We start from the raw sequence: 12461 nt of genomic DNA, 5'->3' as shown, positions 1-12461 counted from the left end.
ATAAAAAAAGTGCAAGAAGAATACCCCTATTCTCCTTGCACTTTTTACTATTATCACAGTGATTAAAGCGTTTACAAATTATTTCAAAATAATTAGTAAATCCATTCATTCATTAATTTTGAGTAGTCAACTAATTCTTCTTCTTTAAAGAAAATAGCAATCTCGCGCTCTGCGCTTTCTAAAGAATCAGAACCATGGATAATATTTTTCGCAACAGTTACACCGAAATCTCCACGAATTGTTCCAGGAGCTGCTTCATGTGGTCTTGTTTTCCCCATCATGTTACGAGCTGTATCTACTACACCTTCACCTTGCCATACCATTGCGAATACAGGTCCAGATGTAATAAAGTCTACTAACTCACCAAAGAAAGGTTTTTCCTTATGCTCAGTGTAGTGTTGTCCAGCAATTTCTGGAGTGACTTGCATTAATTTTGCACCAACTAATTGAAAGCCTTTTTTCTCAAAACGAGCTACAATTTCCCCAATGAAGGCACGTTGTACACCGTCTGGTTTTACCATTAGAAATGTTTTTTCCATAAAAAATCTCTCCACTTCTGAATTATGTATGTAATTGTATATCCCCACACACATATTATCACCCTTATCACAATTGTGCAATAGTTTTGAAATAGAGAGATTATTTTATTTTTTAGAATAAACCTTAAAATTTTCGTTTTCCAATATACTTTGCAACATTTTGTAATGCGTACTTTGCTTTTCCACGTGGGAGTGGTTTTATTATTTCTAAAGCTTTATGTAAATAACGTTCACTAAACGCAAATGCTTGATCAATTGCTGTACTATTTTTTACAGCATCAATAATTTCTTGCATTTCACTTGCTGTTGAATTTTCATGTACAGATGTGATTTTCTGACGAAGTACGGGATCTTCCATCGCATATAAAGCAGGAAGTGTAATATTCCCTTGTAGTAAATCCCCACCAGCAGGTTTTCCAAGTTTCTCTTCTGTAGAAACGAAGTCTAAAATGTCATCAATAATTTGATAAGACATTCCTACAAAATACCCATACCAAAATAGACGATTTACCGTATCACGATTAGCACCAGCAGCAATCGCTCCCAATTGACAACTCGCGGCAATTAATAATGCTGTTTTTCGCTTTATTCTTCTTAAATACGTTCTTAAATTTTGGTCATAATTGTATTTATCTTTAATTTGTTCAATTTCACCTTTACAGACTTCTAAAATAGTATGTGATAACGCTTGATGTGCCTCTGGAATTTCGATATTGGTTATACATTCAAGAGACTTAGCGAACAGATAGTCCCCTGTATACATCGCAATACGATCTCCCCATTTCGCATTCACAGTCGCACTGCCGCGTCGTAAAAATGCAGCATCAATAACATCATCGTGAACAAGAGAAGCCATATGAATAAGTTCTAACGCAACAGCAACATGCTTAATCGCATCTAACTTATAATCTCCAAATTTCCCTGCAAGCAACACAAATACAGGACGAATTCGTTTCCCACCAGCTTCAATAAGCTGTAATGCTGCCTCTTCTACTAATGGCTGTTCAGAAGCGACTGTCTTTTTTAATTCTTTTTCTATCACATTAATATCCGATCGTAAAAAAGAGTACATAAGTTGTAACTTCATATTGTTCACCTTAACCTAAAACTTCTTTTTTCTATTTTGATTCTGGTTTAATTCCTAAATGCATTGCTGCTACCCCAAAAGTAAATGGTTTCACTTGCACACGTTCAAGTCCAGCTTGCTCAAACATTTGAGCCAATTCTTTCATCCCTGGGAACGTACTAGCAGATTCTTGAAGCCATGAATATTCTTTATAACTTTTCGCAAACATCTTTCCAAATAACGGCATGATATATTTAAAGTATAAAATATACCCTTGTCGAAAACCAATCATTGTTGGTTGAGATGTTTCTAAACAGATTACTTTTCCACCTGGTTTTACTACACGCGTCATTTCTTTTAATACGTGCATATAATCCGGTACGTTACGTAAACCAAACCCAATCGTCACATAATCAAACGTATTATCTTCAAACGGAAGTTCCATTGCATTCCCATGTAGAAGTTCTACTTGTTTTAATTGTAACGCCTCTACCTTTTGCTTACCAACAGATAACATATTTTCACTGAAGTCTAAGCCAACAACCTTTCCTTGCTCACCTACGGCTCCAGCTAGCGCAATTGTCCAATCTGCGGTTCCACAGCATACATCAAGCGCTTGACTGCCTGGTTGTACATCCATAATTCGCATCGTTTCTTTCCGCCACGCTTTATGTCTTTGAAAACTAATTACAGAATTCATCACATCGTATTTATCAGAAATCTTTTCAAATACGTCATGTACTCTTTCTTCTTTTGATTGTTGCATGCTCGTACCTTCTTCCAATGTAAAATTGCTTATGTCTTCTATTTATTCCTTAACACAGAATTTATTTCATTTATGTCTGTGTGATTTTCTAAAAATTGTTTTTCTTTCTTTCTCAATTCCTTCATCCAACCATTAATCACTACTTCTGCTTTATCCCCTAAAGCATCTTGCATAGCTTGAAAAACAGGTGAATGTTGCTTATCAGCATACAATTGAATTTCTTTTTGAAGGCGATTTCCACCTAATACGTATGTGATAAATGGCTTCCAATGTGATAACTGAAAATGATCACATGTTTTTTGAAGGAGCGCAGACTCAATCGTTACTATGCTTTTCATTATGTCATCCGTCGTTTCATGCGCTTTTTGGTATAACATAATTTTGTGTTCATTTATCTCTTTAATTCCTTCAGCAAGTGCACGAATTAAAACAATATCACGATTCATAGACAATAAATAATAATATAGTCCACTATAGTAATCACCTGCAAGTACTGTTAATTGACGACATTTATGGAATTCAATCTCTTCCTCGCCTGCTTTATTTGATACCCTTTCATGCGTATCAAGCGCAATTTGTACAAGCATAATTGTTACTACGTAATGCTCAATTTGTTCTATATGTAAGTTTGCACTCTTTAAAGCACCATATAACAATGCTATCTTTTCTTCATCAATAAATGGTTCTTCAATATAGTTTATAAAATAAGGATGGCGTAATTTCTCCATCAATTTTTCTTTTATACCCGCATACCCTCCGTAGATGTCACACACAAAAAATCACCCTTGTTTTCTAATTCATAAAACTTATTATAACACATACACTCTATTTTCTATAACCAAAACTTGGCTACACCTACCATTCATGTAAGCAATCTTTCTAATCTCACTCTGTCTAGTTAAAACTATATCATTTATTTACTAAAAAAAAAAAGAAAAGCAGTTTCCCGCTTTTCTTTACTTCGTTTTAATAAACGATAAAATTTCACTGCGCGCTGCAGCATCATTTTCAAGCACACCACGCACTGCTGTCGTTACTGTTTTCGCACCTGGTTTTTTCACACCACGCATCGTCATACACATATGTTCTGCTTCTACTACTACCATTACACCATGAGGCTCTAGTACTTCCATAATAGAGTTCGCTACTGTTGATGTAATACGTTCTTGCAGTTGTGGACGACGTGCAATTGTATCTACGGTACGAGCTAATTTACTTAACCCTGTTACCTTTCCACCTTGCGGAATATATGCAACGTGAGCAACTCCATAGAATGGTACTAAATGATGCTCACACATCGAATAAAATGGTATATCTTTTACTAGTACAAGCTCTTCGTGATCTTCTCCGAATACTTTATGCAAATGCTCTTTCGGATCTTCATGCATACCTGAGAACACTTCTGCGTACATTTTTGCAACACGCTTTGGTGTATCAAGTACTCCCTCACGATTTGGGTCATCCCCAATCGCCTCTAAAATAAGGCGTACTGCATGTTCAATTTGTTCTAAATTAACTTTTGCCATCCGCTAGCCCTCCCGAAAACCTAAAAGTGATACGAACACATTCTAGCATATTTATGTTTTTAAAAGCAAAAAGAAGAGTTCCCAAAAAGGAAACTCTTCTTCCCTGTTAATATGTAAGGATTATTTAACCGCATCTTTTAACGCTTTACCAGGTTTGAATGCAGGTACTTTACTTGCAGCGATTTCAATCTCCTCACCTGTTTGTGGGTTACGACCTTTACGAGCCGCACGCTCACGAACTTCGAAGTTACCGAATCCGATCAGTTGTACTTTATCACCTTGTTTTAAAGCTTCTAAGATAGAATCAAAAACAGCGTCTACTGCTTTTGTTGCGTCCTTTTTAGAAAGGGAACTTGCTTCTGCAACAGCATTGATTAAATCTGTCTTGTTCATGCCATTCACCTCCTCCCAAAGATAAGACTGTATAATGATCATAAAATGAGTCTTACTTTCATTTGTAGGCAATTTTTGCAAATTCTATACTACAAAGATGTAGATAAATCATTATCAACGCCTATATTATACGATTCTCCTTTATAATTCAATATTTTTAAGGAAATTGTTACTCTTAAAATGTGAAAATCTGATGAAACTTGACAATTTACAACAATGTATTAGATAATGACTGTTTATTTTTCTATTTTATAATCAAAAAAAACAAAAAATCCCTCTACAATGAGAGGGATTTTTTCTTATAGTATAATCGCAATTAATCCGCCAGATCCTTCATTAATAATTCTTTCTAGCGTTTCTTTTAATTTATATCTAGCATTTTCTGGCATTAAAGATAATTTCGCCTGAATTCCTTCTCGAACAATCGAGCTAAGTGAACGTCCAAATATATCAGAATTCCAAATTGATAACGGGTCATCTTCAAAATCTTGCATTAAATAACGAACTAATTCTTCACTTTGCTTTTCAGTACCAATAATCGGCTCAAACGTTGACTCTACATCTACTTTAATCATATGAATAGATGGCGCTACCGCTTTTAACTTCACACCAAACCTTGAACCGTGACGAATAATTTCTGGCTCATCTAAGCTCATATCCGCTAATGCAGGTGCTGCTACACCATATCCTGTTTGCTTAACCATACGCAGTGCATCCGCCACTTGATCGTACTCTATTTTCGCATGAGATAAATCGAGCATAAGCTTTAACAAATGATCTTTCCCTCGAATTTCTACTCCTACTACTTCTTTTAAAATCTGATCATATAATTCATCTGGCGCATATAAATCAATCTCCGCCACACCTTGCCCCATATCAATGCCAGCTAGGCTCGCTCGATCAATAAATTCATATTGACTAAACTGCCAAACAACGCGATCCACATCACGAAGACGTTTTATATCCTTCACAGTTTCTTGAACTGCTTCTTGATAACTTTGACGCAACCAATGCCCTTCATTTAGCACCATTACCCAACTCGGAAGGTTCACATTCACTTCTAATACAGGGAATTCAAATAGCGCTTCACGAAGTACATTATATACATCTGTTTCTCTTAAACTCTCCACACTCATTGCAATAACCGGGATATCATATTCTTCTGATAAACTTTGGCGTAATTGCTCTGTATCTGGATGATACGGCTGTACCGTATTAATTATCATAATGAAAGGTTTTCCTACTTCTTTCAACTCATTTACAACGCGTTCTTCTGCCTCTATATAATCTCTTCTTGGAATTTCACCAATTGTTCCATCTGTTGTAATTACAACACCAATTGTTGAATGTTCTTGAATTACTTTACGCGTGCCGATTTCTGCAGCTTCATGGAATGGAATAGGTTCTTCATACCAAGGGGTATTAATCATACGCGGGCCATTCTCATCTTCATAGCCCTTCGCTCCAGGAACCGTATATCCAACACAATCTACTAATCGAATATTCACTTCAAGTCCTTCATCTACTTCGATAGAAACCGCTTGGTTTGGAACAAACTTCGGTTCCGTCGTCATAATTGTACGACCAGCAGCACTTTGAGGCAATTCATCCTGCGCTCTTTGACGGTCAGACTCATTCTCAATATTTGGAATAACTACAAGTTCCATAAATTTTTTAATGAATGTTGATTTCCCTGTTCGAACAGCTCCTACAACTCCAAAATAAATATCACCGCCTGTTCGTTCTGCAATATCTTTAAAAATATCTACCTTTTCCAAGTGATTCCCTCCCTCAAAATTTTTGGGAATAATTCCGCGTTTATAGTCAACTAATACCTTCTCTAACGTTGCCTATAATATCTGATATAATATAATGGTATTCTAGAAGTTCGGACAATATATCATATAATTTTGTCCAATTTCATATGACTATTAAAAAATATCTTTTGTTTGCATCGTAAGTTGTATAACATAAAAAACCTTTCTTCTAGAACTTATTCACTAAAAGAAAGGTTCATGACTTATCATTTTAAAAAAATTGGTTCTCCGTCCTTTACTGTGTACGGTAAAGAATAAGCTGGTACAAACGGGGAACCTTTCGAAAGTATATTTCGAATATCTTCTCCCTCTGTAAACTGCCCTTCATTTTTTTTCAAAGCGTCATATAGGTCGATTCTATAATCAACAAAAACTTCTCCTTTTTCATTAATTACAAAAGGAAGTCCTTTACCAGAATATGGACTTGTCACTTGTGGCACATCTTTATATCCTAGTTTTTTGAAATCCAATTCATATACACCATCTGAAATTACTTTTTTAAAAGGTGGATATTGATGTTCATCACGATACATCCTAAGCTTTAAAGATAGTTCCTGAATTTGTTCAGCCATCCTAACATCAATTAACTTTACTGTCGGATTTGTTTCAACGTCTATTAATACGTATTGATATACTCCTCCACTTTCATACGCATTCCCTGGCGCTTCTTGTATGTAACGCGGGGCAATCTGTTGAAAATCGATTGGATACTTTTGATAAATAGGTGTACTCATATCCCTCGTCTTAATTGGCAATATCCCATCATTTTGCTCCTTAAATGTCACAACAGCTTTTTGAACAACCTGTAGCTGATCTTCATAAGGAACCGCATTTTGCTTCATATTTTCTTTCGGATACAGACACCCCGTTAAAAGGCTCATACAACAAAATATTAAAATAATATGGAATTTTTTCACTAGCATCACCTTTTCATACTAATCTAATTTGCTCCGTATGTAGTATTTTCGAGACCATTCCATTTACTGCTGTACAGGTCCACTAAATACAACAAGAAAAATAACAATTCCTGACACAATCATAAGGGTGTACGCTACTAACGCTGTAATCCCTTTCAAAAATTTATTCTTTATTCTATGTCTACTTAATAAAATAAAACTTACTGCAAAAAACATAAATCCAATTGCCCCTAAAGCCAGCCACATTTTCATAAGCCCTTCTGACATATACACACCCCTTTTTATTAATCTATTTTTATACTATTTTAACAAATTAAAATCTTTAAACAAATACAAAAAGAACATTTTACTACAAATCGCGAGTATGTAACTTTAATCAATAGGTTTTCCAGCATTTCTCACCAATCTAGGCAAAAATAAAACCGAAGCGATTGTATCTCTCGCTTCGGTTGACCAAATATGCCCAAAAACAGCTCTATTCCCATTCTTTCATGGCTATCATATGCAATCTCCAAACTCTTTGTTTCTCATAATTTATTTTTTAAACATTTTGCTTAACGAACCAAAATCTGTTGGCATATTATTATTAATAATCGCTTTTACAATTTGATCCTCTTGCTCTTTCGGCACTTCACGTCCCGCCATAAGAGCCACTTGATGAATTAATTGACGAAGTACAGTTTCATCACGTAAATTCGCATTTTGCACGGATGATGCTAATTTAAAAATATCCTCTTTATTTACTTTCGCTTCCTTCTCAATATTATTAAAAATATTATTATCCATTCTTTTCACCCTCTCCTCAAGTTACTCTTCATCCTATGCAAAAATGAAAAAATGGTGAAAAGACCCAAAAAATAAAAAAGCGACAGAAGTACAAATGTACTTCTGTCGCTTTTCTTTACAGTAAATCAGGTATAGCTTCCACTTCATGTTTTCGAACACGTCCCATCAATGAGCCTACTGCATCTTTTACGTTATTCCCATTGAACAGCACGTCATATAAAGCAGCTGTAATCGGCATTTCAACTTCCATTTTCTCTGCCAATTCATGAGCAGCTTTCGTTGTTCTTACACCTTCCACAACCATACCCATGCTTTCTAACACTTCTTCTAAAGAGTGTCCTTTTCCAAGCATATTTCCAGCGCGCCAATTTCGGCTATGAACACTTGTACAAGTTACAATTAAGTCTCCCATACCAGTTAGACCAGCAAACGTTAACGGATTCCCGCCCATTTTTCTTCCTAAACGAGCAATCTCTGTTAAACCCCGTGTCATCAATGCCGCCTTTGCATTATCACCTAATCCAAGACCATCAGTTATACCAGCAGCTAATGCGATAATATTTTTTAACGCACCACCAAGTTCAACTCCAACGATATCTGGATTTGTGTATACACGAAAATAACTATTCATAAATAAATCTTGTACTTCCTCAGCCGCTTCCATACGCTTTGCTGCAGACGTAACTGTTGTCGCTTGTCGTAAACCGACTTCTTCAGCATGACTCGGTCCAGACAGTACAACAACATCTTTAATTAAGTGCTCTGGAATTTCTTCCTCAATCACTTCCGAAATACGTTTTGACGTACCAGGTTCAATTCCTTTGCTCGCATGAATCCAAGTAATTGGTTCAGTAACAATTTCTTTCATCTCTTGTAATACATCTCTGTACGCTTTCGTTGGTACTACTAGCAGTACTGTATTTACATCTACTAATGCTTCTTCTAAAGAAGAGTAGGCTACGATTGTGCTTGGCAATGTAATGCCTGGGAGATATCGACTATTCTCATGTTTCGTATTAATTTCATCCATAAGTTCTGGGCGATTTCCCCAAATACGTACATCATGTCCATTGTCAGCTAATACCATCGCTAACGCTGTTCCCCAGCTACCTGCTCCTACTACTGTGATTTTTGTCATAAAATCACATCCTCTCCATTAGTCTCTTGCTCTAGCGATAATGTGAATCGGCGTTCCTACGAAGCCAAATGATTCACGTAAGCGATTCTTTAAGAAACGCTCATATGAGAAGTGCAATAATTCTGGATCGTTTACAAACACAACAAATGTCGGTGGTTTTACCGCAACTTGTGTTGCATAGAAAATTTTCAGACGGCTACCATTATGAGTTGGCGTCGGATTCATCGCTACCGCATCCATAATTACATCGTTTAATACGTTCGTTTGAATACGGATACTATGACTTTCATTTACCTCATCGATAACCGGTATTAATGTTTGTGTACGTTTTCTCGTTTTTGCAGATAAGAAAACAATTGGTGCGTATTCTAAGAATTGGAAATGAGCACGGATATTTTCTTCAAATGCTTTCATTGTTTTTTCGTCTTTTTTCACTGCATCCCATTTATTTACAACGATAACAACAGCTCGCCCTGAATCATGAGCATATCCAGCGATTTTTTTATCTTGCTCAATAATTCCTTCTTCACCATCTAAAACGACTAAAACAACGTCAGAACGTTCAATCGCTCTTAGCGCACGAAGTACACTATATTTTTCTGTACTTTCATACACTTTTCCTTTTTTACGCATACCAGCTGTATCAATAATTACATAATCTTTTCCATCTTTACTATATGGTGTATCGACAGCATCACGAGTTGTTCCTGCTACATTACTAACAATTACACGCTCTTGACCAAGAAGAGCATTTACAAGTGATGATTTCCCTACGTTTGGACGTCCAATTAAAGAGAAACGAATTGTGTCTTCATCATATCCGTCTTCTTCAATCTTTGGAAAATGTTGTGCAGCTTCGTCTAGTAAGTCACCTAACCCTAATCCGTGTGTACCTGAAATTGGGAATGGTTCGCCAAATCCTAATGCATAAAAGTCATAAATGTCACTGCGCATTTCCGGATTGTCCACTTTATTTACTGCAAGTACAACCGGTTTATTTGAACGATATAAAATTTTTGCAACTTCTTCATCAGCTGCTGTTACACCGTCACGACCGTTTGTCATAAAAATGATAACATCCGCTTCATCAATTGCTACTTCAGCTTGTTGACGAATTTGTGTCAAAAACGGCTCGTCTCCAATATCAATTCCGCCCGTATCAATAATATTAAATTCATGATTTAACCATTCTCCAGCGCTATAAATACGATCGCGCGTTACACCTGGAATATCTTCTACGATTGAAACTCTTTCTCCAACAATTCTATTGAAAATAGTAGATTTCCCTACGTTCGGGCGACCTACTATCGCTATTACTGGTTTCGGCATATACTTTCATCCTTTCAACTTGCTTCTGTTTATTATGTAAAAAACCCTTCTTTGTGCAAGAAGGGATTTGCATTCCAGAATATTTCTCAACGTATCAAAACACCTCACATTATAACACACGTTGCTAATGTTTCACAATAATATATACATTCTCTTGTAAGCGATGTGCAATACCATCTAAAATTGCTTCTAAATTATTTGCAACAAATTCTAGTTCCTCCGTCGATTCGCAAACGAATAAAGGAGCACCACCTGCAAATTTTTCTGGAGTCGTTGTTATAACTGCCAGAATAACACTTTCTAACATCATCTCTTATCTCCCCTTCCTTTTGGGGCTTCCGATGACATATGGACAGCACTTTCTAACGTTGGTACATTTCCTATGACACCTATCGCTTTCTCTGCATCTTGATCTTGCGGCAGGACAAAAATCCCAACCCTGCCATCCTCTAAATCACGCTTTGCTAACGGTACAAGCGCTGGTGTACCAGAATCTCTATAAATCCCTAACGCTACTGAAACATCGTGTAAAATAGCTTGTCGTTGCCCTAAATTTGAGATTGTAACCATCGCATCAATTGATTTCGGCTTTAAAATAAAACCCATACCATATTTCATAATTTCTTCTTGTCTTGCTGGCAATCCAATATTCATAATGTAAATATTGTCAATATAAAGCCCTGCTCCTTCAAAACGAAGCGGAACGTGCTCAATTTCAACAAGATCATGTAGCCTTTTACCAGACATTAATTTTTTCGCGATAAAAAATGCGATTATAGCCATAATTACTCCTGCAATCCATGAACGGAATCCTATATACGCAAACGTCGTTGCAAACGACGTTAACATTGCCAAATAGTTGCGACTTTCAAAAACCAATGCAATTCCTTCAATGTATGTATTTCCACGCGGTACGAGCTCATACCCATCTAATTGTTGAAGCGTATTTCTTTCCATATTACGTACATCACGAAATTGTGTCGCTGCTAATGTAAGAAATGTAATGGCAGAAAAATCTTTTTTCAAAATAGACGGGATTGCAATCGCTCCTAAAGCAGCTGCAATTAACCCCATTGCAATATGAATAATTTTCCCATGTAGCCTCGTCGGATATTGCCGCGTATCCGTCCGAAGCATTAGCACCCTTGTAACTGTCCCCGCTATTACGCCGCATAAAATGGCTGGTGTATATTCAGTCATGTATTACCCTCGCCTTTCTTTTACGTGTTTTTCTCTTAAACCGTTCCATGTATACTGATGCTTTTGCAATCCAAAACAATATTGCCATGAATAATGTAGAAATGGCGACGATATCAAAAAATGCTAAACTACCGTAATCATATGGAAAATTCAATTTCCTAAAAATAAATGTCACTAGCAGCTCTCCTTGTAACATCCCTACATATAGAGAACATAATCGTAATATGCGATCCCCATGCAATAACACCGATGCATACACAAGAGCACTACTTAGCAGAAACACTCTATCCACCACAATCCAAATCGGATCATATATTTCTAACAGATGAAAACTTGTATATAACATTGCAATAATAAGTGCCGAAAGTAAGCTATACAATTTTTTCCAGACGGAATATAGCGTGATCCCTATAAAAGAAATAATACAAAGTAAAAGAGCATTTACTGATACCACGAATGAGGCAATCGTTACATGTAACGGAGAGCAAATTATAAAAATCAGTATACAAGCGCCTAACTTCCATCGGATAGGGTCCTTTTTCATAAAAAAGGTTACAATGATCCACCCTATCCAAGCTACAAAATAAAAAGTACTTCCATCCATCAACTTCACCTCCTATGTTTTCCATTATGGGAACTTTTTATGAAAGTTAATCCACTTTATTTACGCATAGTTTTTTCTTATAACAGCAACACTTTTAACAAGGAGGTGTTATTCATTATGGGTAAAGATCGCCAAGAACGAAAACTACGAGAATCACGCCGCGTTGAATCCGATCGTGATCAATCACTACAATATCCAGGTGCAACTGGACTTGATACACCAGAACAGGCTCGAAAACAAAACCAGCACTAATTAATACAAAAAGACGGTTTCTATATTGTACGAAACCGTCTTTTACATAATCAGTTTAATGATTTCTATTTATATCGAAATAATATTTCGCATACTATATCCTCCCATTACTTCTTTTTACCTTCACC

The 12461-nt window shown here is 36.3% G+C and carries 16 protein-coding genes; 1 reads left to right on the top strand and 15 read right to left on the bottom strand.

Annotated elements, in window-relative coordinates:
• Positions 1-92: 92 nt before the first annotated feature.
• The 15 genes from ndk to V7S45_RS07385 form a co-directional block, all read right to left on the bottom strand.
• On the bottom strand, positions 93-539 hold the full coding sequence (gene ndk / locus V7S45_RS07455) for a nucleoside-diphosphate kinase (RefSeq protein ID WP_342761707.1): 447 nt from the start codon (positions 537-539) through the stop codon (positions 93-95).
• A 124-nt stretch (positions 540-663) separates the two neighbouring features.
• Entirely contained in the window at positions 664-1626 is a 963-nt protein-coding gene (gene hepT, locus V7S45_RS07450) for a heptaprenyl diphosphate synthase component II (RefSeq protein ID WP_000776077.1), read from the bottom strand.
• A gap of 31 nt (positions 1627-1657) precedes the next feature.
• Positions 1658-2371 carry a 2-heptaprenyl-1,4-naphthoquinone methyltransferase gene (gene menG / locus V7S45_RS07445; protein ID WP_001187674.1) on the bottom strand — a complete coding sequence of 238 codons (714 nt, stop codon included), beginning with the start codon at positions 2369-2371 and terminating at the stop codon, positions 1658-1660.
• A 38-nt stretch (positions 2372-2409) separates the two neighbouring features.
• Positions 2410-3144: a heptaprenyl diphosphate synthase component 1 gene (locus V7S45_RS07440; protein ID WP_000332847.1), complete on the bottom strand. Its 735-nt coding sequence runs from the start codon at positions 3142-3144 to the stop codon at positions 2410-2412.
• A 183-nt stretch (positions 3145-3327) separates the two neighbouring features.
• On the bottom strand, positions 3328-3897 hold the full coding sequence (gene folE / locus V7S45_RS07435) for a GTP cyclohydrolase I FolE (protein WP_001151482.1): 570 nt from the start codon (positions 3895-3897) through the stop codon (positions 3328-3330).
• A gap of 120 nt (positions 3898-4017) precedes the next feature.
• Complete coding sequence (locus V7S45_RS07430) at positions 4018-4290, bottom strand: HU family DNA-binding protein (RefSeq protein WP_001043860.1); 273 nt, start codon at positions 4288-4290, stop codon at positions 4018-4020.
• Positions 4291-4589: 299 nt separating this feature from the next.
• A complete protein-coding gene (gene spoIVA / locus V7S45_RS07425; protein WP_000416519.1) occupies positions 4590-6068 on the bottom strand; it encodes a stage IV sporulation protein A in 1479 nt (492 codons plus the stop codon).
• A gap of 245 nt (positions 6069-6313) precedes the next feature.
• Entirely contained in the window at positions 6314-7024 is a 711-nt protein-coding gene (locus tag V7S45_RS07420; protein ID WP_000713407.1) for a hypothetical protein, read from the bottom strand.
• A 63-nt stretch (positions 7025-7087) separates the two neighbouring features.
• The gene (locus tag V7S45_RS07415; protein WP_001289008.1) at positions 7088-7291 is read right to left on the bottom strand and encodes a DUF2768 domain-containing protein; all 204 of its coding nucleotides are present in this window, start codon (positions 7289-7291) and stop codon (positions 7088-7090) included.
• A 267-nt stretch (positions 7292-7558) separates the two neighbouring features.
• On the bottom strand, positions 7559-7810 hold the full coding sequence (locus V7S45_RS07410) for a stage VI sporulation protein F (protein WP_000369754.1): 252 nt from the start codon (positions 7808-7810) through the stop codon (positions 7559-7561).
• Positions 7811-7925: 115 nt separating this feature from the next.
• The gene (locus V7S45_RS07405; RefSeq protein WP_000161763.1) at positions 7926-8948 is read right to left on the bottom strand and encodes an NAD(P)H-dependent glycerol-3-phosphate dehydrogenase; all 1023 of its coding nucleotides are present in this window, start codon (positions 8946-8948) and stop codon (positions 7926-7928) included.
• Between the two features lie 18 nt (positions 8949-8966).
• The gene (gene engA, locus V7S45_RS07400) at positions 8967-10277 is read right to left on the bottom strand and encodes a ribosome-associated GTPase EngA (protein WP_001125893.1); all 1311 of its coding nucleotides are present in this window, start codon (positions 10275-10277) and stop codon (positions 8967-8969) included.
• A 124-nt stretch (positions 10278-10401) separates the two neighbouring features.
• Positions 10402-10587 (bottom strand): hypothetical protein, encoded by a 186-nt coding sequence (locus tag V7S45_RS07395; RefSeq protein WP_000979059.1) that lies wholly within the window; start codon positions 10585-10587, stop codon positions 10402-10404.
• Positions 10584-11477 (bottom strand): YIEGIA family protein, encoded by an 894-nt coding sequence (locus tag V7S45_RS07390; protein WP_000141596.1) that lies wholly within the window; start codon positions 11475-11477, stop codon positions 10584-10586. Before V7S45_RS07390 ends, V7S45_RS07395 begins: the two co-directional genes overlap by 4 nt.
• Positions 11470-12081, bottom strand: coding sequence for a hypothetical protein (locus tag V7S45_RS07385; protein ID WP_000349103.1), 612 nt, complete (start codon positions 12079-12081; stop codon positions 11470-11472). The genes V7S45_RS07390 and V7S45_RS07385 overlap by 8 nt, the downstream gene beginning before the upstream one ends.
• Before the next feature lie 117 nt (positions 12082-12198).
• Between V7S45_RS07385 and V7S45_RS07380 the strand changes: the two genes are divergently transcribed.
• On the top strand, positions 12199-12333 hold the full coding sequence (locus V7S45_RS07380; protein WP_000513900.1) for a YpzI family protein: 135 nt from the start codon (positions 12199-12201) through the stop codon (positions 12331-12333).
• Positions 12334-12461: the final 128 nt, after the last annotated feature.

The organism is Bacillus sp. BR3(2024), assembly GCF_039134555.1.
GTDB lineage: Bacteria > Bacillota > Bacilli > Bacillales > Bacillaceae_G > Bacillus_A > Bacillus_A cereus.
This window is presented reverse-complemented; position numbering and strand designations above follow the sequence as displayed.